The following is a 25,671-nucleotide window of genomic DNA, read 5'->3' on the forward strand; positions in this document are numbered from 1 at the left end:
CAATTACTATCATTTAATCACAAAAACCGGATTTTTTTTGAAGAAATCTAAATTCAATCAAGGGATTCATAATGCTGTTCATAGGTATCGCGAAACTCTTTGGGGGTCAAGCCATTTAACTTCTTAAACATCTTCGAAAAATAGTTGGTATTGTTGTAACCAATACGATCGCCGATCTCACTGATCGTGGCTTTCGAATGAAGCAGCAGCTGTTGGGCTTGCTTGATGCGCACCAGATTGACGTACTGATTAAAGCTCATTTCCGTTTCTTTCTTAAAGAGTTGCCCCAAATAAACAACGCTAACGTGCAGTTCTTCTGCCGCTGATTTGACCGTCAAATCATGGGTGTAGCCTTCTTCAATCAGCTGGATCGTCTTTTGAACGATCTCTGAATAACGTTTTTGCGGCGGCTGCGATTTGGCCAGCTCCAACACATCATCAAAAAGTTGCCGCAAATCTGCCAATGTATTAGACTCGCGAATCCGTGCCAAAATCTGCTCATGGTTTTCTTGGGAAAGCACCGGCAGTTGCCGATAAATATCATTGAACAACAAAAAAGAAACATAGCGAACATGTTCAGGGTCTGCTTGGGTTTGTTCCAAAATAGCGAACATTTTATCTAGCTCATGTTGGATTGTTTTAACATCCCCGATGGTCAGCGCTTTGTTAAAAGATAGAAACGGTAGTTCTTCGTTTCGCTCTAATATATCCACGTGGATCGTCTGTTCTTGTAAAAACAGATCTGGATAGAAGGCTTGCAACGATTGAACCTGCTTGATTTTCTCATAGGCTTTATACAAATTCTCCCACTCGTTGATGGTTTCGCTCATGATCAACTGCCAGTCTTTACTATTAAGCTGCTGGGCTAGTGCTTTTAAGTCAGCGTTGATTTGCTGTCTTGGTCCGGTTGCGGTAATGATCACTTGGTTTTCATCTAATCGCCCTGGTAAGATCAATGGCTGATCGTGTTGCTGAAAAAACGTCGTGATTTTTTGTAAGATCTCGGCAGTCCCATTGAACTGCAAAACGGTAAAGGGGGCTGCTAGCGGCACCCTCTGTTGCGCCAGCAAATGGAGGTACTCGCTTTCGTTCAATTCATCATTCAACCAAAGCAGCAGGCTTGATTCTTGATAAAGTTCTTTTTCTGCCAACAGTTTTTGCTGCTCCTCTAACTCAGCTGCAATCGCTTGAACACTGCTACGCAATTCTTCTTTGTTAACAGGTTTGACTAGATAATTACGCACACCTAACGCCATGCCTTGTTTGACAAAGGCAAACTCTTGATAACCAGATAGAATGATCGAAAAAAATCGATTCCCAAACGCTTGCGCTTGGCGGATCATATCGATGCCGTTCATTTCTGGCATCCGAATATCCGTGATCAGCAAATCAACGGAATGTTCTTGTAGATACTCTAGGGCCTCACTAGCACTTTTCGCTGTATGCACCACCTCAAATCCCAGCTCTTGCCAAGGCAAGATCATTTGCAGCCCTTGCAAGATCATATATTCATCATCAACGAACATTGCTTTATACATCTGCCTCATGCCCCCTTTGCAAATTGTTTTCATCTAGACGGATCTTGACCGTAAACCCAGCGGCTGCTTGAGACGTAACGTCCATTTGATAAGCGCCATTGAACATGCCCCGCAACCGTTCGTGAACATTTTTGATCCCGATTGAGGTTTGGGCTCCGATCTCCTGATTTTGCAATTCTTCATGAATCATCCCTAACTGCTGCGGATCTGCGCCTTTGCCGTTGTCTTTGACTTCAATCACGATTTGACCGGCTTCTTTATAAGCTTTGATACTGATGGCGTTATCATTGCGCTGATAATCGATGCCGTGAACAAAATAGTTTTCGACAAGTGGCTGCAGTGTGAACTTCGGCAATTCCAACTGTTCTAATGCCGGATCGATGGTTACATGATAGGCGATCTTATCTGGGTAGCGCATCTGAAACAAGTAGACATATTTTTCACAAAAATCGATTTCTTCTTTTAAGGTCTTCGTCTTTTCTTGCGTCGTGTTGTTCCGCAATAGTGCCGAAAAAGCATAGACGACATCCGCCAGCTCTTCTTGGTTGCGGCTCAAGGCATACATTCGAATGTATTCTAATGTGTTATAGAGAAAATGCGGATTGATCTGGGCTTGCAGCGCCCGCATGTCGGCATCCCGTTGTTTGATCTCTAGCGTGTAAATATCTTTGATGTACTCGTTGATACTGTAGGTCATTTGATTGATGGCTTCTGCGATTTCTTTCAGCTCTTGTTGGACATTGGCGGTATCGATCCGTTTGTCAAAATTCCCTTGGCTGACTTCTTTCGTCGCATAGACGATCTGCTGTACTTGCGATGTATAGCGCTTAAAGGTGCGATGAAGCACCCATAGGACTAATAAGAGAATCCCGATCCCGAAACTAAAGATCCAGATGGCACTAGAAAAAATATCACGCCAGATCACCCTTTTTGACAACAAAACCAGGGACACTTCTCCGCTGACAGTGGTTTGTTTTTTGATATAAAAGTCTTTCGAAAGAGTGTCGTGAATGGTTCCGTGAGCAACCGCCTGATCAATTTTGGCTAAAGTTTCCTTGCTGAGGTTCGTGGCATCCTTGTAAAGGCGCTGACCATTTGAGGTAAACAAAAAACTGTTGATTCCATGAACTTGGTTGTCTTCTTGTCGATTGGCTAAAACATCGTCTGAACGAAAGATCACGTAGACTTGTCCTAAGGGCTGGGCATAATTACTTGGTTGGGCGATCGAACGAACAAAAAACAGACGATTTTTTAAATCAATCTGTTTGCCGCTGTGTTTTTCTCCATAAGGTGTATCCGGCGTTGCCACTAATGTCTCATTGCTTTCATCCAATTGAATGATGATCTCTTCGATACTAGGATGATTACGAATCAAACGATAGAGAATATTGGGCAAGTATACACTCTGTCCCGTCTGGCGAAAAATATCATTACTATAGGAAAAATAATCTGGCAATGAAAGCTGCAAATAGTTGCGTAATGATTCAAAGGCGGTATCTGAACTAGTAAATTCGCCAAGTACCGTTGAAACAACGGTATTTTGATCTTGCACGTAAGCATCCAGCTGCAAGCTTGTGCTCTCCACTAAACGTTCACTCGTAGTAAAACGATCCGCTCCGGTATAAGCGGTCAGGACCAACATAATAATGATGGAGATGATCACCAAGAGTACACTGTACAGCTGCATCAACTGATTGATCAAAAAATCGTGTTTGAACAAACGAAAACGCCACTTAGTCATGTGCCAAATCCCGATCAATGACGTTTTTTTCCTGACTGATCGCCACATGGCACCATAAAATCAGTAAGCTGAAGGTTCCAAAGAGCAAGAGCCCTTTCATCATCCAAGTAAAAACTAGAATACTAGCGATCCCAACCAGCAATTTTAGAAAGGTCGCCATATGAAGAAACAGACACACAAAGGACAATTTCAGGTTATTCCACAAGGATATCTCATAAGACGTGTCAAAAACCACACTTAACAGGTACAGTAAAATACTCAATCCACTGACAACAACTAAAACAAAAGAGATCATCAACCAAATCAAGCCTTGGATCTGGGTAGCTAAATACAGGTTATACACTAAGAACCCTGTCAGTAGGAAGAACAGATAAAACTGCTTATTGGCCTTGACAAAGACGTTGCGCCAAATGCGCCATGCGCTACGAAAACTTTGATTCTCATAATTTAGTCCATCTTCGTGGATCAAAGCACTGATGGTATGAAACGCTGGACCAATCCCTAAGATTCCCCCACCGGCAAGCGTCAATACGACAAAAAACAAATTCAACTTCACGATCGCCCAAATCAAGCGAAAGCCCTTGACCAACCCGCTATTTGCTGTTTCTTCCATTTAAAATTCCTCCCTTATTTGTTCCCTACCGAAAATGTAGCATGATTTCAGCTTCCTACTCAAGCTACCTGAGAATCTTTTAATGCTATGTACGTTTTAGATGCAACATGCTTGCTGTTTGAACGTTAAAAACAAAAGTAACGTTTTTTATCAAAGATTTTGCTATTTACTTTAAAAGAAAAAGCAGCCAAAAGCTAGACGTGGGAACCATTGGTCCTGATGCGTTTAGCCTCCGGCTTGCTTGATCTATTGATTTATGAGAACCACCTGTTGCTTATTCTTGGCTTGCGCGGTACTCATCAAATTGTTTTTGCATTTCATCGCGGACCTTCTCCCAGCCAGCGGTTTTTAATTCTTCGTTTAGTTTCGGAACATTTTCTTCTGGATCGATCGTTCCGGTTGCTAAACTTGCTTTGTAACGGTTCATGACATTGGCGATATTCGTGATTTCTGTTTTCACGTTATCAGTCTTGAAGTTGAACCCTAAGATTGGTGATGCTTCCGCGTTAGCGATGTTTTCATCACGCTCTTTGATCATATCGTCTGTGATGGATTCTTGTGTGTAAAGGATCATGTTGTTCCCAGTGTTCCAAGCAGCCATCCGGGTATTTGGCAAGTAGCCATCAAGGAGACGGATTTTGTTGTCTTGGCCTTCGATTTTTTCCCATGCTTCACCTTCGACACCCCAAACCAATCCATTCAACAATTCAGGATCGCTGTTCAACAAGCCCAACACTTCCACTGCTTTTTCTTTGTTTTTCGAAACATTCGCTACGACAAAGTTTGCCATTTGCGCTTGTCCGGTTGATTTTAATTGTTTCGTGATTGGACGTGAAACCAATTCATGACCTGCGGCATTGCTTAAGATCGTATCACCGTAATCCATTGGTCCTTGGGTTTCTTCACGCATGAACCATGTGTTGCCTTCTAATGGGTAACCAGTTGTATTGGTGGCTGCATCGGTTGGGATCAAGCCTTCGTTGTACCATTTGTGCATCAATTTCAAGTTTTCCATTTGTTCATCATCTTCGTATTGATTGATGATCTTCGTTGTATCGCCATCCAATTTGACAGCAAATGGGTAATCTTTCCCAATCACATAATCATAGTTTCCAGAAACATTAAAGGTTTGTCCGATCGCAAACGGTGCGATGTTTGGTTCTTCTTCTTTGAACTTCTTCAACACGTCTTCGGCATCTGCATAAGATTCGATCCCGCTGATATCCAAATCATATTTGTCTAAATATTGTTTATTGAAGGTCAAGACTTGTTGGGCATAAATATTGCCGTTGACTGGAAAGGCATATAATTTTCCGTCGATCGTATTGCCTTTGATATAAGATTCGTCTAATTGATCATACGCTTCTTTGGCATATTTTGGTGCTAACTCCGTCAAATCTGCATACGCGCCTTTTTGCGCATTGGCAACATAGTTTGAGGCAAAAGAAATATCGTAGTTTTCACCCGATGAAATGATGGTGCTCATTTTTTGATCCCAGTCTCCCCAGCCGATGTACTGCAGATCGATGCGAGCGTTGGTTTTTTCTTCAATGCGTTTATTAGCGATCTCCATTAATTGATCAAAGTTTTCTGGCTTGTCCCCGACTTGATACATCAATAAAGTCGTTACGCCGTCTGCATTGTTCTCTGAATCGGATGTTGCGCCGTTCGACCCACAGGCAGCCATTCCCAAAGTTGCCGCTGCGGCCATCCCAGCAAAAGCTGTTTTTTTCCACAAATTCATTTTTGTTTCCTCCCTATACTCATTTGATTATTCTTTGACGCCACCAATTGTCAGACCACCGACAAAATACCGTTGGAAGAATGGATAGGTGATCGCAATCGGTAAGGTTGCAACAACAACGATTGCCATGCGAGCAGTTTCGCTTGGCAAAGCGGCCAAACCACCTTGGATCTGGGCAGCCATACCAGAGCTTTTGGCTAGATAGTCCAAGTTACTTTGAATCCGCATCAAAAGTGCTTGTAACGGCACTAAAGAGTCTTTTTGAATATACAACAATGCATTGAACCAGTCGTTCCAATAGCCAAGAGCGGCAAATAGACTGATCGTTGCGATCCCTGGAACCGCTAAGGGCAACACGATGGACAGAAAAATCTTCATTTCGCTGGCACCGTCGATGCGCGCAGATTCTATAATACTATCTGGTACCGTCTTTTTAAAGAAGGTCCGCATAACAAGGATATTAAAAGGCCCTAAGGCAAGGGGTAAAATCAACGCCCAAATCGTGTCTTTCAATTGGATCAAGTTGACCATCACTAAGTAATTGGCAACCATCCCTGGCGCAAACAACATGGTGATCAAAGCAAAGATCGTAAAGAACCGACGGAATGGAAAATTTGAGCGAGAGATGACATAGGCATATAGAGAAGTCATCGTTGCATTGACGAAGGTACCAAAAACAGTGATAAAAATAGATACGCCAAATGCTTGGAAAATTTTGCTGCTCATTTGTCCGCTAAACAGGTAGGTATATGCTGCGAACGAAAATTCTTGTGGCCAAAAGCGATAGCCGTTTTCTGCCAAAGAGGTTTCACTGGTCAATGAGATCGCGATCACAAAGAGAAACGGCAAGACACAGGAAATCGCGAACAGACCGATCACGATATTAAAAATCAGGTTGACCGTTGGGTTAAAGGAGCGGATCTCGACTTTCGTTACTTTTTTCTTCATTTATCCATCCTCCTTAGAATAATGCTGAATCTGGTTCTAGTTTACGAACAACCAAATTCGCTGTTAGTAATAATAATGCCCCAACCACTGATTGATAAAGGCCGGCAGCTGCGGTCATCCCGAAGTCGCCTGTGGCAGTCAGTCCATTATAAATGTACGTATCTAAAACGGAGGTGACTTGGTACAACGCCCCAGAGTTTCGTGGGACTTGATAGAAAAGTCCGAAGTCGGCACGGAAGATCCCACCGATGTTCAAAATCAACAAGACGGAAATCATTGGAATCAGTTGTGGCAACGTCACATTTTTAATCTGCTGCCATTTGCTGGCACCATCGACCATCGCGGCTTCGTAATACGTTTGATCGATCCCGACCACTGACGCATAATAGATGATGCTGTTGTAGCCTAAGCTCTTCCAGACATTCATAAAGACGAAAATAAACGGCCACCATTTCGGATCAGCATACCAGTTGATTCCTTCACCGCCCATACCCGTGATCCATTGGTTGATGATCCCTTTGTCTGGACTCAAAAAGGCATAGACAAAGTACGAAATAACCACCCAAGAAAGGAAGTACGGCAACAGTGACATCGTGTGATAAACTTTTACCAAACGCTTATTGCGTAGCTCACTCATTATAATGGCAAAGGCAATCGCAAAGAATAGGTTGAATGCTAAAAATACGATATTGTAAAGTAATGTATTTCTAGTGATCAGCCAAGCATCATTGGATGCAAATAAAAATTTAAAGTTATCAAAGCCGACCCACGGGCTTTGTTTCAAACTGGCAAAAAAGCCGTCTGGTGAAATGTGGAAATCTTTGAACGCCACCACATTTGCGAATACAGGTATATAGAAAAAAAAGATAAACCAGACAACACCTGGCAAAGCCATCAATATTAACGCTTTGTATTGCCAGACATTCCTCCAAAACCCCTTTTTCTTCACATCTCATCATCTCCTTCATGCTACTAGAATAACGCTTTCATCCCTAAAAAATAAGGAACAAACTAAAGATAAAATGAAACAAATTAAAGGTCTTTGTTTATATTTTGTTTTTATTCTCTAAAAACCAGAAAAACGTCCTACCTTTTGCAAGATAGGACGCTTCATTGAGTTGTTTTTTACAAAGGATCAATCGACAAAGCCGTTTTGCTGAATCACTTCGCGGAACCACTCACCTGACTTTTTGATGGTGCGTTTTTGGGTAGCCAAATCAACGGCAATAAACCCGTAACGATTTTTGAATTCATTCAGCCAAGACCAATTATCCATGCAAGTCCACATGTGATACCCGCGGCACCGGCTGCCTTCTTGGATTGCTTGGTGAACATACCGCAAATGATCTTTGATAAAGGTGATGCGGTACTCATCTTGGATCTGACCGCTGGCATCGATAAAGCGTGTTTCATCTTCGACTCCCATGCCGTTTTCTGAAATATAACAAGGGATATTGCCGTAGTTGTCTCGTAGGTTGATCAAGGTATCATAAATGCCTCGTTCATAAATTTCCCAGCCTCGATGGGGATTGATTTTCTTTTCTGGCCAATCATAAACATCGAAGTAATCTTCTGGCATTGGAGTGTCCGCTGTTTTGGCAGAACGCTTTTGCTGCACCCGCCGCGGCTGATAATAGTTGACCCCCAAGAGATCGACCGTGTTTTCTTTAATGATCTGCAAATCTTCTGCTCTGGTTTCTGGCATGATCGCCAACTCGTTTAAGACAGTGATCAATTCTTCCGGAAAGGTGCCTTTGACCGCTGGATCTAAGAAGGAACGGTTGAAAAAGGCATCTGCCAGTTGCGCCGCTTGGCCATCTTTTTCATCATTCGGATCTTTCGGATAGGTCGGTGTCAAATTCAAGATGATGCCGATTTCGCCTGATTGCTGAGACTGACGGAAGCGTTGGATCGCTAAAGCGCTGGCGAGTGCTTCATGGTAGCCGACTTGCACCGCATGTGCCAAGTTGATTTCTGCTGGGTAATGCTGTTGATACAAATACCCCATCTCCACTGGCACAATCGGTTCATTTTGCGTGAACCAATGACGGACTTGATCACCGAACAACTCAAAACACAAAGCGGCATAATCTGCAAATGCTGTGACAGTCTCGCGATTGAGCCAGCCGCCTTCTTTTTGCAGTGCCATCGGCATATCAAAATGATACAAATTGATGAAAGGCTCGATGCCATTTTCGATCAAAGTGGCGAAGTACTCGCGATAAAACGCCACCGCTTGTTGATTGACCGCTCCTCTTCCTTCTGGCAGCAAGCGACTCCACTGGATCGAGGTTCGAAAAGAATTAAAGCCGATCTCTTTCATCAATGCTACATCTTCTGGGTAACGCTGCAGCAGCTGGACGGTATCTTTGGGTCCCCGTTTTTGATAAAAGCGTTCTGGTTCCGTTGCGTACCAATAGTCCCAAATCGAATCGCCTTTGCCATCATCGGCCGTTCGTCCTTCAGTTTGCGGACCGCTGGCAGCGGCTCCCCACCAAAAATCTTTAGGAAAATGCAGGTTAGTCATGGGCAGTCACCTGCTCTTTGCCTGACAAGAGACAGCCGATAATGCCACTTTTGTTCGGCAAGCCCCAAGTGACGATGTAGTCTTCCACTGGTGGTGTCTCCATATAGCCTGCCATTTGTTTCAGGAAGGCTTGTTGGATTTGAGCTAGTAAATGCGGCTGATTCATGACCCCACCGCCTAAAATGATTATCTCAGGTGCTAAAGTTAACGTGATATTGACCAGCGCTTGCCCTAGATAAAAGGCCTGCAACCCCCAAATCTCGTGCGCTTGCGGCAAGTCTTGTCCTTTGATCCCCGTACGTCCTTCCAAAGAAGGCCCTGCGGCTAATCCTTCCAAACAGTCGCCGTGATACGGGCATGTACCAGCATACATATCTTCACTGTGGCGTTTGACATAGGTATGACCGATTTCTGGATGACCGATCCCTTCGAAAATCTTTCCTTCACGAACGACCCCGGCGCCAATGCCGGTCCCTACCGTCAAATAGACACAGCTGTCTTTGCCTTGTGCCGCTCCTTGGCGTAATTCTCCATAAGCGGCAGCATTGACATCTGTTGTCCAAGCAAATGCTGTCTCTGGGTAGCGCTTCTTCAACGCACCGAGAAAATCGAACTGCTGCCAGCCCTGTTTCGGCGTGGCTAGTATGTGGCCATAGGTCGCTTGGGTTGGATCGATCCCGATCGGACCAAAGGAACCTACCCCTAATGACACGAGATCGTAGGGATCGAAAAAGGCAAAGATCGCCGCTAACGTTTCCTCTGGCGTTGTCGTTGGGATCGACTCTTGGGCGATGATCGTCAGCTGTTCATCGGCAACGGCACAAATCATTTTTGTGCCGCCGGCTTCAATTCCTCCGTAAACCATCATTTCTCACTCCTTTACTCCAATGGTTCGAATTTCATATGGATGTAATTGCTCATTGACGGACGATGCTTGTTCTTCCTCTAATAGGTTCAACAGACAGAGTGTCGCCTGCTCTTTTTGCACATGAAAGGCAGTGGCTTGATCCGCCAAATTATAGCCCCGCAAAACGATCTGCTGGTCTTGGCGATTGCGTTTTAAGGCGGTGATAGCTACCGTCGTTCCATGAGCTTCCATGTATTGGTTGCTGCTGGCTAGCTTGCCTTGATGCTTGTCGGTCTGGCTTGCCGTCCAAGGAACTTGGGCAGCTTGTGCTTGGCGATACGTTTCATAACGTTCTTCAGGAGCCCCATGACAGGCTACGCCATATTCAAAGGTGTGGCTGCCTAAGCATTGCGCTTCTGGTGTTGGGAAGTAGCCCCAATCGCCTAGCTCTCCCGTACAGCGCAACAAGGTCAAGCAGATCTGATCCTTCACGATTTCATATTCGTTCAAACCAAAATTAGAAACCGTCATGCCGCCTGTTTCATCATGCAAGTTGACAAAGGCGTGTTGATGCTGCGGATTCGTTGGGTTTTCCCAATGACTGGAAACCTGATTCGGCCGTTTTACGACTTCATAAATGCTGTCAGCTTCATGGAAATCCGTGATAATCCCTGTTGGGAATAAAACCCGCAGTCGGTGATCTTTGCTTTGGTTGTTGACGGTGGTTTTAAATGCCAGGCGGTTGCTGGTTCGTTCTAAGCGAATCTCCGTCTCGATCTTGAAAGCAACCAATTCTTGACTCCGCTGTGCTTTACGGAAACGGAAATCGACGACAGCTTTTTGTTCTTCTAACAAACGGTCATCTGCTGAAACAGGAATCTGTAATTCTTGTGTCAGTCGCACAATTCCCACCAGCGGATCGTTTTGTTCGATCGTCACCTGATGCGGAAATTGCGTCGATAAGATTGCTTGATCCCCTTCTGGTTGTTTGAAGATGTACTCATTGGCGATATCCCCCACATCCTCGAAAACCAGTAAATTGCGATACGTTTTTTGGGTTGCTTTGTCTGTAATCGTCAAGCTGCCGTTTTCAGTAATGACGGCTTCCAAATGTGCGTTGGCAAGTTTACGCCCTCCTTCTGAAACGATCGGTGCGCTCTCTACTGGCGTAGCGGCTTTTTCCACTAGGGCAAAGGTCTGCCATGAAAATTCCGGCAACTGGTTTGCTTCTACTTGAACCGTGACAAAGCGTTTCATGAAAGGAATCCGAAAGGCATCTTTAGGCAATTCATAGTCAAAAAGGACCTCTTCTTCACTGATGATCGCAGCAACAGGTTTCCCCTGTTCATCGATCACCGAATAAGAACCTTTTGGCTTCGCCAATAATTCGTGGTAAAGCTTGCTTGGCAATCCTTCACGGAATGTTTTACGCTCAAGTTCGATCACGACTTCCACTAAACCAGAACGGGTGCTGCCAGTGGTGTTGAAGACCACAAAGGGACGACTCTCCTCAGGAAACCTGCTCGTGTCGATGGCGGCTACTAAATTGCGTAACGCTTCATCTGCCACGAACTTACCAATTTCATTGGCTTTTTCAAACCGCGGCATCATTTCTCGGTGTACTTCGTCCACTGAACAGCCGCAGATACTGTCGTGAGGATGATTTTGCATCAGTGTTTTCCACGCATGATCCAACATATCGTGAGGATAGCTGCCGCTTGCTTCATAAGCCATAGTTGCTAATGGTTCAGCGACATTTTCTAATTGGCGGGAAACCTTTGTATTCCATTGTTTCAGATAGACTCGGGAAGAGGCGGTATTGGCTAGAGTATACCAACCATCGGTTTCTTGACTGGTCAATTCACCTGTGACAGTTCCTAGGTCATCTGGCAGATCTGCTTGCACCGCTTCAAGGTATTCGGTAAAGCTGGCGTGTTTGAATTCATACTCTGGGAAAAGCTCGTTAGCTGTACGAATCGCTGCCGAAATGTCTTTTTGGACAGGTTGATGATCGACCCCATTCATCATTAAGTAATGATTGGTGGCACCAAATTTCTCTACATCTTGCAGTTTTTGTGTCCAAAAAGCTTTGGCTTCTGCTTTATCCACTGGAATCTCATTGCCATTGGAGTACCAGTTGGCAAAAAGTAGACCAAAGATTTGACTGCCATCTGGACCTTCCCAATGCATTTCAGAATATTGGGAAGTAAATTGATCATCGGGTAAAACTTCGTTGTCAAAGCCGATTGGTTTGACGCCACGTCCAAATGCAGCACTTTCAAGATTGGCTTGCAGCATCATTTGCGGGGTTTGCCCCATATTGCCGAAAGTATCTGGGAAATACCCCAACATAACAGGGGTGCCCCACTTTTTGCTTTCTGCCATTCCAATCAGCATATTACGGGTGTTTGATTCAGCACTTATCAAAAAGTCATCTTGCAAAATATAAAACGGACCGATCTGTAATTTTCCTTGTTTGATGGCCGCTTTGACCGCTTCGCGTTTTTCAGGTCGCACTTCTAAATAGTCATCCAAGATAATCGTCTGCCCATCTAGATGGAAGCTGTGGAACTCAGGGTCATTTTCAATTAACTCTAAAAGATCATCCATCAATTCAACTAGCCGCATGTGATGCTGTTCGTAAGGCATGTACCATTCCCGATCCCAGTGGCTGTGAGAGATGATATAAACTTGTTTCTTCATTGATTTTTACTCCTCGCTGTTTGCGTCGTTGGACTGCTTTTTGTGTCACTCGAACGGTCGTGGGTCGTGCTGCTTATTTTTCCACTCGGATATCGAAATAATCCATGACCAATTCACAAAACATCATGTTCGCCCAAGAGAACCATTCTCTCGTGTATTGCGAAGGATCATCGACATCGAACCCTTCATGCATCAAATTTGTACCCGCATCTGTCGCCACTAACTGATCCAAAATTCGTTTCTTTTCTTCTTTGTCAGTGGTGGTCATGCCTTCCATTGCCATGGCGATCGGCCACACATAATTTTCTGGCGTATGAGAGCTGCCAATGCCTTTAGCGTATTTGCCTTCATAGAAATACGGATTTTCACTGCTTAACAACGTTTTACGGGTCTGAAGATAAAGGGGATCTTCCATACTGCCATACCCCAAGTAAGGGGCAGCGATCAAATTCGGCACGTTGCTGTCATCCATCAGTGTGCCATTGCCGAATCCATCCACTTCATACGCGTAGACTTCTTCGCCAGCTTGATTTTTGGTCAACCCGTATGCTTTAATCCCTGCTTCGATCTCTGCTTGCAATTTTTTCGCTTGTGCCACGATCGCTGTGTCTTCTAAAACCGTCGTAAAGATTTCTTGGATATAGCCTAAGACCACCACCGCAAACATATTGGAGGGAATCAAATAGCCGTATTTGCAGGCATCATCACTTGGTCGAAAACCTGACCAAGTCAAGCCAACGGGTTTCACCGGCGCGCCTTTGCCGTCATGAGTCAAGGTATCTTCTTTTCGCCAGGTATCCCGTTCAAAGCGATACGGGGATTCCTCATGGTTTTGTTCTGTTACAAACACCTCCAAGGCTTTTTTGATGCCTGTTACAAAATCATCATTGAACTGATCTGTTCTGCCTGTGTTTTTATATAGCAGATAGGCCAGTTGGATCGGATAACACAAAGAATCGATCTCATATTTGCGTTCCCAGATCCAATCGTTCATTTCTGTATCGTCTGTTTGGTGGCCAGCGCCATTGGCTGATTCGTTAAAGGCATTTGCGTAAGGATCGATCGTAATATAGTAGAATTGCTTCTTGACCAACCCGCTGATCATACTTGCTAAGTCTTCATCTTCTTTGGCGATCACTAAATACGGACGAACTTGCGCAGTGGAATCTCGCAGCCACATGGCTGGAATATCCCCCGTCAGTAAAAAGGTCGTGCCATCCTCATGACGCTTGACCGTCGTTAATAGTGTATTAGCAAAAGCTGCATTAAAATTTTTCGCCCAATCGGCATGCGTTTCTCCGCATAGATCCGTAATCGTTTCCATAAATGTTGCTACTGAAGTTGGTATTTCTTTATAAACCATTCCATCACCTTCCCTGATTTGATATATCAATTTACGAACCTAGTATATCATGAATCATGTGAATGTCTAGCGCTTTTTCAAAATAATTAAAGGGTTTTCATTTTTATCGGTTTATGGTATGCTAACAAATATGATATATCAAAAGGGGTTTTCTTATGAAACAACCATTATATAAAAAAATTTACTCGGAGCTTCACGAAGCCATCGTTGAAGGGCGATTAGCTCCGGGCAGTCGTGTCCCTACTGAAAAAGAACTATCTGAACAATACCAAGTCAGTCGGATCACCTCTAAAAGAGCCTTGACGGAACTGGAACAAAATCAGCTGATCTATCGCGTGCAAGGCAGCGGCAGCTTTGTCCGAGAATTGAAGGAAAAAAAAGCGACTGGACGAATTTTGTTTGTCTTGCCCTTTGCCAATGATCTCTCTTTAGGAAACTTTACCGAAGGCATTTACCCCGTGATGCAAGAACACGGCTTTGAACTTTTGATGACACCAGTGGATTATTTGGAAAAAACGACGGCAGCTGAGCTGATGCAAGAATTCGACGGCCTGATCTATTACGCCAGCAATACGTTTTCTTACTATGACTTGCTGTTCGAATGTGCTGAAAAACACTTTCCTATCGTGACCTTAGATAAAAAGCTGCATGAGTTTGATTTTCCAGCGGTCATGCCAGATAACTTTCAAGGTGGACAGCTAGCTACGGAGCATTTACTTGCGTTGGGGCATCAACGGATCGCTTATATTTTTGGTGATACCCACCATCCACAATCCGTCCGTCAGCGTTATCTAGGTTACATCGATGCGCTGAAAAAAAACCAAAGAACCTTTCGCACCAAGCTAGACGACGCTACTGCCAGTATCGCAAATGCGCTTGCCTACCTGGAAGAACATCAGGTCACGGCAGCCGTCTGTGAAAATGACTTGATCGCCATCGAATTGATGCGTGCACTGCGTCAAGCAGATTTGCACGTCCCTGCCAACATTTCCCTGGTTGGTTTCGATAATATCCAAGCCGCTGCCCTCGTTGATCCAGCACTAACGACCATCGGGCAGAATTTTGCGGAGATGGGGCGCTTGGCAGGAAACCAAGTGATTGAGAAAATCAACGCTGCGAAGGCAGCACCCCCAGTACCAACGGAGACGACCACCCATTTAGTGGCTGTTTCTTTGATCAAAAGAGAATCAACCCAATTAAAGGAGTGAACCAAGTGAACGTATCAATGATCGACACACGACACGGAACAGACAACCAATATAGTTTTTCCCATGGCAACTGCCTGCCTTATACAGGGGTTCCTTTTGGCATGAACTACTTTGCCCCGCAAACCAGCGATCAACGAGGCAGTTGGTGGTTTCATCCAGAAGATCGAACCTTTCAGGGCTTTCGCATCACCCATCAGCCTAGCCCTTGGATGGGTGATTTCAGCCATCTGACGATGCTGCCGATAAACGGCACGCTTTCTGAAAATACCCTTTTCCATGCGCAAAGCTCGTATCGTCCGGAAGAAAGCACCTTTAATCCAGCCTTTCTTAAAATCAAGACGCAGCGGTATTTAACAACAACGACTTTGATTCCCAGTATGTATGGCGGTGTGCTGTCTATTGAAAACTGCGGGGATCAGCCGGGTCTTGGCTTGTCACTGCCGGGTGACTATGTCTTAGAACAGTTGGATGAACAGACAGTGGCTGGTCAACTGATCGTATTTTCAGGATGCGAAGACGAAAGCTTCACCATCCATTTCGTCTATCGTTTTGAAACACCCATCACGGCGATCGAAGGTGCCTTGACAGGCAAAGAAGCCTTCGTCGTTCTCCGCTTTGATGATTGCCAAACACAGACGATCCGTTTTGCAACCTCGTTTCTCAGTCGCGAACAAGCTTGTTTGAACTTGCAGCGGGAACAGCAATGGGCTCCTGCCGATTATCTGGCTTCTGTCCAACAGCAATGGAATCATTTTTTGCAAAAAATCGAGATCGAGCATCACGATCAAGCACAAGTTTCTACTTTTTATCATAATTTTTATCGCTTATTCTTGTTTCCTCAAACCTTCTTCGAAATCGATCAAGAGGGTCGCAAAGTGCACTGGGATACCTTGGCAAAAGCGATCAAACCAGGACCACTGTACACAAACAACGGCTTTTGGGATACGTATAAAACTGTCTACCCGCTCTTTTCACTCTTGGCTGTCGAACAATTGGAAGACATGCTGGAAGGCTTTTTGAACAGTTATCGCGAAAGCGGCTTTTTACCAAAATGGCTATCACCTGATGAGCGGGGGTTGATGCCCGGGACGCTGATCGATGCCGTGATCGCTGATGCCGCAGTAAAAGGTATCCGTCCCGATTTGATGCCCGAATTTTTAGCAGCGATGAAAAAAGGTGCCACCGTCCAAAGTGAAAATCCCAATTATGGTCGGCGCGGCACGACGGACTATTTGACTTACGGGTATGTGCCATTGACGCATCATGAATCGGTCAATCACACCCTTGATTATTGTTACAGTGATTTTTGTATCTCACAAGTCGCGCAACAGCTGGGTGACGAGCAAGCAGACTATTATCAGCAGCAATCGCAAAATTACCGCAACATTTTCGATCAGGAGACCGGCTTTATGCGGGCAAAAGACCCAGATGGCGCTTTTCGTCCAGAGTTTAGTGACACACGCTGGGGCTTGGATTATGCAGAAGGCAGTGCGTGGCAAAGTAGTTTTGCTGTTTACCATGATTTCGCTGGCTTGATCACTGCACACGGCGGCAAAGCGGCCTTTGAAGCAAAACTGATCGACTTGTGCAATCAAGAACCTCGCTATACGACAGAAGGCTATGGGTTCGAGATCCATGAAATGAGTGAGATGGCCGCACTCGATTTTGGTCAGCTGGCGATCTCCAATCAGCCGAGCTTCCACTATCCGTATCTATTCAGCTATTTGGGCAAACCAGAAATGGCACAGCCCTTGATCAAGCAGCTACTGACACAGTGCTTCAATGACTCACCAAAAGGCTTTCCTGGCGATGAAGACAACGGCAGCATGGCTGGTTGGTACATCTTCAATGCCTTGGGCTTTTATCCAGTCACACCGGGGACAGGCGAATATGTCATTGGCATGCCCTTATTTGATCAAGCAACACTGCATCTTGCTTCAGGCAAAGACTTAGTGATCAAGAGCACGCCCAATGCGCCGCAACAGCTCTTCGTGGATAAAATTACATTGAACGAAGAACCCTTCGAGCGATTATTTTTCACCCACCAAGAATTGACTGCCGGTGGTACATTGAACTTCCAGCTAGGTATCGTCCCTCGCAGCAAAGAGTGGTCAGCCGATGCCTATCCTTATAGCGTCAGTCAACCACATGCATAACGAAAAAACCGCTCCTTAGCAACAGGCAGCAGTCTACTTTCAGTCAATTGAAAGTGCACGCTGTCCCTGCCAGGGAGCGATTTTTTTATTGGTTCATTTGTAGCGGTAACAGACGTTCGATAGTTTTCAGCACGCCATTTTCATCGTTTGATTTGGTCACAAACGCTGCCGCTGCCTTGACTTCCTCAAAGGCATTGCTCATGGCGAAACTAAACGTGCCAGCTGCCATCAACTCCAAATCGTTCAAGCCATCGCCGAAAACCATTGTCTCCTCGGGTGTGACGTGCAGCAATTCTTGCAAGTGTGCCACAGTCGTTCCTTTGTGGACGCCTTGATTGGTGATATCGATCCAAGCGGCTTCCGAAGCTACGATGTACGCTTCATTGGTAAATTCGCTTAACTGTTGGACATGCTCAAAACAACGTAGTTTGGGATCAAAAATAGTGAGCTTCACAAAATCTTCTGTGATAGTTTGATAATCCGCCACCGTTTTGACCACCCGATAAGAGCCACGCACTTTCTGCGCATCCGCTTCATTGGTTGTGTCAGCAATGTACGCCGCAGTCGGTGTACAAGCGATGATCACATGATCTTGCGCAATCGCAGCGAGCTTCGCAATGATCCGCCGCCCTAATTCGTTTGGCAGCAGCGATTCAAAGATGTACTCTCCTTGATGTTTGATGCGGGTCGCGCTATCCCCAAGAATCCAAACATCCGCTGCTGCTTCACCAAACAGTTCTTCCACTCGTTCACACTGTTTGCCGGTACACGCAGCAAAAGCAACACCCGCTTCTTTCATTTGTTGGCTGACTTGTTCATAATAAGGCCGATCAAAACTGCCTTGGCTGTTCAAAAATGTACCGTCTAAATCTGTGATGACTAATTTGATCATACGTTTCTCTTCCCCTCTACCTCGTGTCCTCTTCATTCCAAATTACTTAATTAACGTTATTAATTAAGTATACTTATTTTCAAGTTTTCCGTCAAGTCAGTCTTTTAAAAACTTTACATCGTTTCATCCCGTCGGTATACTTAATTAAATCACTTCATTAAGGAGAACATTTATGGCTTCTACCACCCATACCATTCGCCAGCAAAACAAACAGCTGGTTTTAAAAACTTTGTTTCAAAACGGGGCATTATTCGCCTCCGATTTAGTGAAGAAAACCGGCATCAGCATGGTCACCACTAACTCATTATTAAAAGAATTGTTAACAGAGGGGGAAATCACGAAAGGTCCGCTGGAGCAAAAAGAGCTAGGACGACCAGCAGTGACCTATCAGCTAAATCAAGACCGAGGTCATTCTCTTTTGCTTAGCTTTATCGATCACGATGGCTCCTTGGCTCTTTGGTCCATGCTGATCGACCGCAAGGGGAAGGTTTTGGCAAAACACGACCAGCCCTTTCCTGATGTTGCCCCTCATCGCTTTCAAGAATGTGTAACGAACGAGCTGGCATTATTTCCTTCTGTGGAACAGATCGCCCTCTTTTTACCAGGAAAAATCAGTGGAGGAACCGTGACTTCCAGCTGGTATGAAAAATTTAACGGCTGGCAGCTGGCAGCCCTCGTGGCAGAGGTCACTGCACTGCCCTTCTACTGTCAAAACGATGCCCATATTTTAACGATCGGCTATTGCATCGCCCAACAGATCTCCTTGCAGCAAACCATCGTTGGCATGTACAATCCTGAAAAAAGCATGCCCGGTATCACGCTCCTAGTCAATGGTGCGCTTTTAGAAGGAAAAGATGCCCTAGCGGGAGAGGCAAAATTTTTACCCGGCTACTTGGATCAAGGGGCACCGCAAGACCGCACGGCTTTGGTCCAGCGCCTGACAAGCTTACTGCCATTTTACAATGCAGCTTTTGCCCCCCACTGTATCATTTTAGCCAGCAGTGATGCAGTAAAAACCGATCTCTTAGACGCGATCCAAAAAAATCCATTGCTGCAGCAACAACCCAATCAGCCCGCTTTCCATTATATCGATGCTATCGAGGAAGCCATGGTGCTAGGCATGCACTGGCTGATTTTCCGCAAGACACCTTTTGACTTAGCCCGTTGATGACACAAAGACCATAGAATAATTGAGGTGGTGTGATATGAAAATAGCGATCATTGGTGCTGGTCCTCGTGGACTTTCACTTTCAGAACGGCTGATTGCTCATAGCAAACAAAACAAACAAGCCATCGACTTGCTGCTGTTTGATCCTTTTCTTCCTGGGGCAGTTTGGCGCACGGACCAATCGGCAGATTTGCTATTGAATTCTGTGACCAGCCAAGTCACTCTTTTCACGGATGACACATTAAGCACCGGCGGCCCCGTGGTCAAAGGACCTACCTTATACGAATGGGCAGTGACAGAAGGGAAACATTTCGCAGCCACGCATGCCCCTGAGCTCATTGCGAAATGCACAGCACTTGATTCACTTGATCCTAACGGGCATTGCTCGCGGGCGTTATATGGACTCTATCAACAGTGGTTTTATCAGCAGTTGTTAATAGAGCTACCTGAATCCATTACCGTCAACCATCTGTCAGATAGTGTCAGCTCTTTGATCCCTCTTTCCAAAAATCGCTACCAGTTGACGACGGCTCACCAAACATTCCTTGTTGATGCCGTCGTCTTAGCTACAGGCCATTCACAGGCCCAACTGTCATCAGGGGAACAACAATTGGCGGCTGCCGCAGAAAATAATGGCTGGTTTTATGCACCGCCAGCCAATGCGGCAGATACGGATCTAACGGCTGTGAAAGCCGGAGAACCTGTGATTTTACGGGGACTAGGACTTGCCTTTTACGATTACGTCACCCGCTTGACCAGTGGTCGGGGCGGAACCTTCGTCAAAGTCAATGAATCCCTCGTCTATCAACCTTCTGGTGAAGAACCGCAAATCATCGCCGGTTCTCGTCGGGGTGTCCCGTATCATCCTCGTGGCCGCAATCAAAAAACACCAACGCAGCAGCGAAAGCCCGTTTTTTTGACCCCTGAACGCCTAGCTGCTTGGCAAGCAGCCAAAACGGTTGCTGGCAAGACACTGCTCTTCTATTTAAAGAAAGAGGCAGAACTCGTCTATTATCAGACGCTGCTTTTAGAAAAACAGCGGCTTGACAAAGAGCAGCTTGACGCTTTTACCACCGCCTTTGTTGCCACGGAAGGATCTGAAGACTTGCTAAAAAAATGGCAGCTTCCTAAGAGGGAATGGTGGTCATGGCACCAACTAGCCGATCCCTTTGCTCAGAAAGAGCAGCAGTCCTTGCAAGACTTTTTCATTGCGCTATTACGTACCCAAATCCAAGATGCCGAAAAAGGCAATCTAGCGGGACCTATCAGCAGTGCCTTGGAAGTCTTCAAAGATCTGCGTGACCCGATTCGGTTTGTTCTCGATCATCAGCTAATGCCAGCAAAAGACCTGAAAACACTCTTTTGGCAGTCTTTCGTTCCCTTTAACAGCTTTTTATCGATCGGTCCGCCGGTTCAACGACTGCAGGAACTGGTCGCCTTGATGGAAGCCGGAGTGGTGACCTTACTAGGTCCTGACATGACTGTTGAGATCGAGGAGGCTTATTGTACGTATTCAAAGCGATTTCCCGACACACGCTATCACGCGACGCAACTAATTGAGGCCCGCATTCCATCGACAGCGATTCGTCGAACCAACAATTCCTTATTGCGGCAACTGCTAAACGATCGGATCATTCACCCGCACCGGTTGCCGATACCCAATGAGGTGCCTTTTGAGACGGGTGCTATCGCCATCGATCCTGAGACCAATCAGGTCCTTGGACCAGATGAACGCCCCTACACTGCCCTCTATTGTTTCGGGATTCCCACAGAAGGCATCCACTGGCTGACGGCTGCCACTGCTCAGCCAGGAACCGATGCTTGGAATTTACGGCAGGCGGACCAGATCGCCGCTGACCTCTTACACCACATCTTCTAGTCGCTTCTTTTCTATCAAACGCAAACTTCCGAGGAAACGCTTCGGAAGTTTTTTGTTTTTCTTTCGCAAATCCGCAGAAAGGATTTTTCTTTTTTTGAATATTCTTGAAATTTTCTTTAATTGTTACACGAAAATTGCGACAGTCCTAGAAAACCGTTACAATGGAAGAAACGAATGTAGGGAGGTTATCAGATGACCGCTGAATTACAAAAAATAGATGCCTTGATCGCAGAAGTGGAAAAAGTGATTTTAGGCAAACGAGATGTGATCCAATTTACCGTGGCTGCGCTGCTTGCTGGCGGACACGTTTTATTCGAAGATATCCCTGGTGTTGGGAAAACGATGTTGGTCAAATCGTTAGCCAAAGCCATTCAAAGTGACTACAAGCGGGTACAGTTTACCCCAGACCTTTTACCTAACGATGTGTTAGGTGTGTCGATTTTTAATTCCCAAAGCCACCAGTTCGAGTTTCGTCCCGGCCCGATCTTCACCTCCGTCCTCTTGGCAGATGAGATCAACCGAACCACACCAAGGACGCAAGCCTCGCTCTTAGAAGCCATGTCAGAAAATCATGTCACCATCGACAATCAAACGTACCCATTGAGTCCCCACTTTTTTGTGTTAGCTACCCAAAACCCAATCGAATATGAAGGAACGTATCCCTTGCCCGAAGCCCAATTGGATCGTTTTTTGTTCCGCCTGCATATCGGTTACCCAGATTTTCAAGATGAGCTCGCCCTCTTGACTGGAAAACGACAGCAAAGCTTGGATCAGATCCAAACCATTTTACATGCTGATGAAGTGACCGCTTTGAAAGCGATGGTGGACGACGTGTATGTCGATGAGCGGGTCGCCCGTTACGCATTGCAGCTGGTTCAAGCGAGCCGCCAGCATAATGCCATTGACCTTGGTATCAGTCCTCGTGGTGGGATCGCCTTCTTAAAAGGGGCAAAAGCGTTAGCGTTGACGGAAGGACGGACCTTTGTCACGCCGCAAGACTTGCAGCGAATTTTACCAGCAGTCTTCGGTCATCGTTTATTACTGAAAGGCGGCGTTCATGCTAGCGCGGAGACCCTTTCAGATTTGATGAAACAGATGATCCAACGGGTGCCTGTCCCTACGAGGAAATAGCGATGAAGAAAAAAAAGCTTGAACGCGTGCTGCGCCTCCTGTTGTTTAGCGCTGCCTATTTTTTGCTGCTGGCTTACTGTGTGATCTTTAATAATAATGCCGGTTGGAGCCTCTGGTTTTTACTGACTCTGTTATTGTTGCTTGACGCAGTATTCTTGCTGCCCTCCCTCAAGAAGGTCCAAATCGTTTTAGAAGAATCGATCCAAGCTGAAACACAGACAGCGATCACCTTACCGCTGCAAGTCTTCAAGTATCGCCCGACGCTGCTGCCGCTGGTCGATTTCACCTTGCAGTTTGACGATCGTTTCAAGAATAGTCATCACAGCGCCTTTTATCGAGGCAATCTGATTCGGCTCCATCTGCCTTGGACCCCAAAGGAGCGCGGCAGCTATGAAGAATTGCCCGTTCAATTGTACAGCCATGATCTCTTTGGCTTTTTTGAAAAAAGCTACGCTGCAGGTGCGAAACAATCGATTTTGATCCTACCGAAATTGAAGCTAGAAGCCGTTGCCCTATTGCCATTTTTTAAACAGCAAGTCCGCAGCCAAACCCATGGGGAACCCAATTTTTCTATTCGACAGTTCCGTCAATACCAGTTAGGGGATTCATTAAAAAATATCGATTGGAAATTATCCAGCAAACAACAGGAATTGATCTATCGCGAACGAGAATACGAAGAAGAACAAGACATCTTTCTGCTCTTTTGGGGAGAAGATCATCCTGCTTTTGAAGAGACCTTGACACTGTTTTATTCGATCCACCATTTCTCACAAAATCAACGACTTTTTCAGCCGCTCTTGATTGGTGACGGATTGACTTCTCCTTACCAAACGGATGCCGCTGCCTATGCCCAGATCCTTCCCTTCGAGAAAGTTCCTGAAGGGGTACCGCTCTTGACTGGCAGCCATCTTATCTTCATTACCCCGGTTTTCACCCCACAACTGGAAAACTACCTCAGTCAGTTGGAAGCAAAAAACAGCTGCCAAGTGTTTACCTACGCTGATTTAATGAGGCAGTTGAATGAACTTGAGGAGGTGGTAGGATGAGATTTATTAAGAAAGCACTGATTGGTCTTTTGACCCTTCTCAGTCTATCACTGGTGATCTTGCCGTTTATCGCAGTTTATGACCTTGGCAATCAGTTCACCCTGTTAACTTATGCCTTTAGTATCTGTTTGATTTTGACCGTCGTGCCGAAAGTCCGTTACAGTTTGCCTTTGCTGGCAGCCGCTTGGCTGATCGTCTTGTATCGGATCTTTCCTTATGGGACTGCCTTTTCTTTTGACTGGCTACTGCGTTTTTTGCTAGACCTGCACCGTGCCTTTCAAGAGATCCTCAGTGGTGAAGTCGGCTATATCACCGAACTGGCGGCGGTGACATTGATCGTTAGTTGGGTCTTGTTTTTAGCGATCTTACCGATTGCTTATCAACGCTTTTTCTTGATTTACGGTACCATGATCGGCTACTTGCTGACAGTCGTGATTTTTAATCAATTTGACTTGACGTGGCATTTGATTGGTATTTTTCTTTGCGCACTGGCTTCTTCACTGATCCAGCGCAGCACCTTTCGATCCAGTCAAACGATCGCCCCTTGGTTTGGTGTGATGCTATTGATTGGTGGCTTAGCCGTCACTGCTGTCTACTTGCCGCAAACGAGCGTGCGGGATCAGTTGGCAGCCCGTTCCACGCCTATACGGACAAATCTGAATCAGCTGGGTTTTTATCAATTTATTGAAGAACATGGCACCCCCACTGGTTCTCGCACGGGTTTCAGTGAAAATGATCGTCAATTAGGCGGACCACTACTTGATGATGCGACGATTTTATTTGAAGCGCAACAAGAAACCCCGCATTACTGGCGGGTGGAAAGCAAAGACTTTTATTCTGGTAAAGGCTGGATCAGTACGAGCCGCGAAGACGTTCGCTTGGAAGCAGACGATGTCACCATCGCTGACCAGAGCTATCAACAAACCTATCCTGAGAATGAACAAGTGCGGATCCAATTCCAAAACCATGGAGACTATGTGCCATTGCCCTATGGCCGCAGTAGGTTATCCCTTGAAAGCGGCGCGCGTGGCTTTCAAATCAGCGACGCTATTCAACGGGTCGATTTGATTGATTCGCTACCAGACACGGCCTTGACCCTCGATTGGGACCATCCAGATTTTTCCGCAGAAAATCTTCAAAATCTGCCTTTGATCTATCCGGATTCTCCGATCGATTATATCCAATTACCCGATTCTTTGCCGCAGCGGGTACGAGATCTCGCCGCTGCGATCACCACTGACAGCAACAGTCTGTTTGACCGAGTCACCGCAATTGAAAGCTATTTGAAAGATCCGCTCGTATTCCGCTATTCCAAGACCGATGCCGTCGTGCCTGCAGAAGAGCAAGATTACGTTGATCAATTTTTATTTGAATCACAAGTCGGCTACTGCGACAATTTTTCCACGGCAATGGTCGTGCTACTACGGAGTTTAGAGATCCCTGCTCGCTGGGCTAAAGGCTTTTCTCCTGGATCCCCCGTGACAGAAAACGGCATCACTACTTATACTGTCCGTAACTTGAATGCCCACTCATGGGTGGAAGTCTACTTTGACGGATACGGTTGGGTGCCTTTTGAACCGACACCTAGTTTCCAAAATCCAGATCGTCCCGTGTTGACCGAAGAATCTACTAGCTCAGAAGAAACACCGACCGCTAGCAGCGAGACAACACCAACGAGCAGCACGGAAACAGAAAGTAGTGAAACCACGACCAGCAGTTCTGCAACAGCCTCGGTTACCAATGATGTTTGGTTGACTGAGGAGCTGAAACAAACGCTGCGCAATGGCTTCTTTGGAGGCTTAGCTCTCCTAGGACTTGGCCTGCTTTTCTATTTCCGCCATTCGTTTTTCCGTATTCGTTTATGGTTGATCTGCCGCTTTAACAAACAGCCGCTAGTTGCTGCCTATCCTTTGTTTTTAAGGCAAACGACGAAAGTTTTGTACCGTAACGAGGCGGAGCCGTTGATCGATTATGCCCAACGACTCGAAGCATTCTATCCACTGTTTCATGGTGATTTTATCCGCTTGACGCAGCAATACGAAGCCTACCTTTACAGTCAAGAACAGCCGGCTGGCCAAGAAGCCTTCTTGAAGCAAGTCGCTGCCCAAATCAGTCAGCTGAAAAAAATCAACTAAGCGGTGAGGAGAAACGACAAAAAAACGTATCG

18 protein-coding genes are annotated in these 25,671 nt (G+C 45.7%); 7 read left to right on the forward strand and 11 right to left on the reverse strand.

The features are described from left to right. Positions 1 to 53: 53 nt before the first annotated feature. The 10 genes from IGK63_RS10780 to IGK63_RS10825 form a co-directional block, all read right to left on the reverse strand. A complete protein-coding gene (locus tag IGK63_RS10780) occupies positions 54 to 1,538 on the reverse strand; it encodes a response regulator transcription factor (RefSeq protein WP_016613576.1) in 1,485 nt (494 codons plus the stop codon). Further along, positions 1,531 to 3,279: a sensor histidine kinase gene (locus IGK63_RS10785; RefSeq protein WP_008378953.1), complete on the reverse strand. Its 1,749-nt coding sequence runs from the start codon at positions 3,277 to 3,279 to the stop codon at positions 1,531 to 1,533. Before IGK63_RS10785 ends, IGK63_RS10780 begins: the two co-directional genes overlap by 8 nt. Next, entirely contained in the window at positions 3,272 to 3,892 is a 621-nt protein-coding gene (locus IGK63_RS10790) for a DUF624 domain-containing protein (RefSeq protein WP_016613577.1), read from the reverse strand. Before IGK63_RS10790 ends, IGK63_RS10785 begins: the two co-directional genes overlap by 8 nt. A 274-nt stretch (positions 3,893 to 4,166) precedes the next feature. After that, positions 4,167 to 5,636, reverse strand: coding sequence for an ABC transporter substrate-binding protein (locus IGK63_RS10795; RefSeq protein WP_016613578.1), 1,470 nt, complete (start codon positions 5,634 to 5,636; stop codon positions 4,167 to 4,169). Between the two features lie 27 nt (positions 5,637 to 5,663). After that, positions 5,664 to 6,584 carry a carbohydrate ABC transporter permease gene (locus tag IGK63_RS10800; RefSeq protein ID WP_005225516.1) on the reverse strand — a complete coding sequence of 307 codons (921 nt, stop codon included), beginning with the start codon at positions 6,582 to 6,584 and terminating at the stop codon, positions 5,664 to 5,666. A gap of 13 nt (positions 6,585 to 6,597) precedes the next feature. Beyond that, a complete protein-coding gene (locus IGK63_RS10805; RefSeq protein WP_086294872.1) occupies positions 6,598 to 7,479 on the reverse strand; it encodes an ABC transporter permease in 882 nt (293 codons plus the stop codon). 240 nt (positions 7,480 to 7,719) lie between these two features. Continuing rightward, positions 7,720 to 9,111, reverse strand: coding sequence for a glycoside hydrolase family 1 protein (locus tag IGK63_RS10810; RefSeq protein WP_016613579.1), 1,392 nt, complete (start codon positions 9,109 to 9,111; stop codon positions 7,720 to 7,722). After that, positions 9,104 to 9,979 (reverse strand): ROK family protein, encoded by an 876-nt coding sequence (locus IGK63_RS10815; RefSeq protein WP_016613580.1) that lies wholly within the window; start codon positions 9,977 to 9,979, stop codon positions 9,104 to 9,106. Before IGK63_RS10815 ends, IGK63_RS10810 begins: the two co-directional genes overlap by 8 nt. Positions 9,980 to 9,982: 3 nt before the next feature. After that, entirely contained in the window at positions 9,983 to 12,661 is a 2,679-nt protein-coding gene (locus tag IGK63_RS10820; protein WP_016613581.1) for an alpha-mannosidase, read from the reverse strand. A gap of 73 nt (positions 12,662 to 12,734) precedes the next feature. Continuing rightward, positions 12,735 to 14,024, reverse strand: a complete 1,290-nt coding sequence (locus IGK63_RS10825) for a glycoside hydrolase family 125 protein (protein WP_016613582.1) — start codon at positions 14,022 to 14,024, stop codon at positions 12,735 to 12,737. Positions 14,025 to 14,179: 155 nt separating this feature from the next. Between IGK63_RS10825 and IGK63_RS10830 the strand changes: the two genes are divergently transcribed. Both IGK63_RS10830 and IGK63_RS10835 read left to right on the forward strand, forming a co-directional pair. Then, entirely contained in the window at positions 14,180 to 15,232 is a 1,053-nt protein-coding gene (locus IGK63_RS10830; RefSeq protein ID WP_016613583.1) for a GntR family transcriptional regulator, read from the forward strand. 5 nt (positions 15,233 to 15,237) lie between these two features. Then, positions 15,238 to 17,388, forward strand: coding sequence for a GH92 family glycosyl hydrolase (locus IGK63_RS10835; protein WP_034872311.1), 2,151 nt, complete (start codon positions 15,238 to 15,240; stop codon positions 17,386 to 17,388). A gap of 85 nt (positions 17,389 to 17,473) precedes the next feature. On the opposite strand, the gene IGK63_RS10840 is transcribed toward IGK63_RS10835, so the two are convergent. Next, the gene (locus IGK63_RS10840) at positions 17,474 to 18,280 is read right to left on the reverse strand and encodes a Cof-type HAD-IIB family hydrolase (protein WP_034872313.1); all 807 of its coding nucleotides are present in this window, start codon (positions 18,278 to 18,280) and stop codon (positions 17,474 to 17,476) included. 172 nt (positions 18,281 to 18,452) lie between these two features. Here IGK63_RS10840 and IGK63_RS10845 point away from each other — a divergent pair, with 172 nt between their 5' ends. The 5 genes from IGK63_RS10845 to IGK63_RS10865 all read left to right on the forward strand — a co-directional run bounded on the left by IGK63_RS10845 (position 18,453) and on the right by IGK63_RS10865 (position 25,639). Beyond that, positions 18,453 to 19,448, forward strand: a complete 996-nt coding sequence (locus tag IGK63_RS10845) for an ROK family protein (RefSeq protein WP_016613587.1) — start codon at positions 18,453 to 18,455, stop codon at positions 19,446 to 19,448. A gap of 37 nt (positions 19,449 to 19,485) precedes the next feature. Continuing rightward, positions 19,486 to 21,327: an FAD/NAD(P)-binding protein gene (locus tag IGK63_RS10850; protein WP_016613588.1), complete on the forward strand. Its 1,842-nt coding sequence runs from the start codon at positions 19,486 to 19,488 to the stop codon at positions 21,325 to 21,327. Positions 21,328 to 21,519: 192 nt separating this feature from the next. Next, a complete protein-coding gene (locus IGK63_RS10855; RefSeq protein ID WP_005234736.1) occupies positions 21,520 to 22,458 on the forward strand; it encodes an AAA family ATPase in 939 nt (312 codons plus the stop codon). A 2-nt stretch (positions 22,459 to 22,460) separates the two neighbouring features. Then, the gene (locus tag IGK63_RS10860) at positions 22,461 to 23,504 is read left to right on the forward strand and encodes a DUF58 domain-containing protein (RefSeq protein WP_005234735.1); all 1,044 of its coding nucleotides are present in this window, start codon (positions 22,461 to 22,463) and stop codon (positions 23,502 to 23,504) included. Next, positions 23,501 to 25,639, forward strand: coding sequence for a transglutaminase-like domain-containing protein (locus IGK63_RS10865; protein WP_016613590.1), 2,139 nt, complete (start codon positions 23,501 to 23,503; stop codon positions 25,637 to 25,639). The genes IGK63_RS10860 and IGK63_RS10865 overlap by 4 nt, the downstream gene beginning before the upstream one ends. Positions 25,640 to 25,671: the final 32 nt, after the last annotated feature.

The organism is Enterococcus sp. AZ040 (assembly GCF_050499185.1).
Classification (GTDB): Bacteria; Bacillota; Bacilli; order Lactobacillales; family Enterococcaceae; genus Enterococcus_D; species Enterococcus_D entomosocium.

Coding starts and splice junctions, on each gene's coding strand:
- IGK63_RS10780 (WP_016613576.1), bottom strand. CDS start 1,538: ATGTATAAAGCAATGTTCGTTGATGATGAATATATGATCTTGCAAGGG.
- IGK63_RS10785 (WP_008378953.1), bottom strand. CDS start 3,279: ATGACTAAGTGGCGTTTTCGTTTGTTCAAACACGATTTTTTGATCAAT.
- IGK63_RS10790 (WP_016613577.1), bottom strand. CDS start 3,892: ATGGAAGAAACAGCAAATAGCGGGTTGGTCAAGGGCTTTCGCTTGATT.
- IGK63_RS10795 (WP_016613578.1), bottom strand. CDS start 5,636: ATGAATTTGTGGAAAAAAACAGCTTTTGCTGGGATGGCCGCAGCGGCA.
- IGK63_RS10800 (WP_005225516.1), bottom strand. CDS start 6,584: ATGAAGAAAAAAGTAACGAAAGTCGAGATCCGCTCCTTTAACCCAACG.
- IGK63_RS10805 (WP_086294872.1), bottom strand. CDS start 7,479: ATGGCTTTGCCAGGTGTTGTCTGGTTTATCTTTTTTTTCTATATACCT.
- IGK63_RS10810 (WP_016613579.1), bottom strand. CDS start 9,111: ATGACTAACCTGCATTTTCCTAAAGATTTTTGGTGGGGAGCCGCTGCC.
- IGK63_RS10815 (WP_016613580.1), bottom strand. CDS start 9,979: ATGATGGTTTACGGAGGAATTGAAGCCGGCGGCACAAAAATGATTTGT.
- IGK63_RS10820 (WP_016613581.1), bottom strand. CDS start 12,661: ATGAAGAAACAAGTTTATATCATCTCTCACAGCCACTGGGATCGGGAA.
- IGK63_RS10825 (WP_016613582.1), bottom strand. CDS start 14,024: ATGGTTTATAAAGAAATACCAACTTCAGTAGCAACATTTATGGAAACG.
- IGK63_RS10830 (WP_016613583.1), top strand. CDS start 14,180: ATGAAACAACCATTATATAAAAAAATTTACTCGGAGCTTCACGAAGCC.
- IGK63_RS10840 (WP_034872313.1), bottom strand. CDS start 18,280: ATGATCAAATTAGTCATCACAGATTTAGACGGTACATTTTTGAACAGC.
- IGK63_RS10845 (WP_016613587.1), top strand. CDS start 18,453: ATGGCTTCTACCACCCATACCATTCGCCAGCAAAACAAACAGCTGGTT.
- IGK63_RS10850 (WP_016613588.1), top strand. CDS start 19,486: ATGAAAATAGCGATCATTGGTGCTGGTCCTCGTGGACTTTCACTTTCA.
- IGK63_RS10855 (WP_005234736.1), top strand. CDS start 21,520: ATGACCGCTGAATTACAAAAAATAGATGCCTTGATCGCAGAAGTGGAA.
- IGK63_RS10860 (WP_005234735.1), top strand. CDS start 22,461: ATGAAGAAAAAAAAGCTTGAACGCGTGCTGCGCCTCCTGTTGTTTAGC.
- IGK63_RS10865 (WP_016613590.1), top strand. CDS start 23,501: ATGAGATTTATTAAGAAAGCACTGATTGGTCTTTTGACCCTTCTCAGT.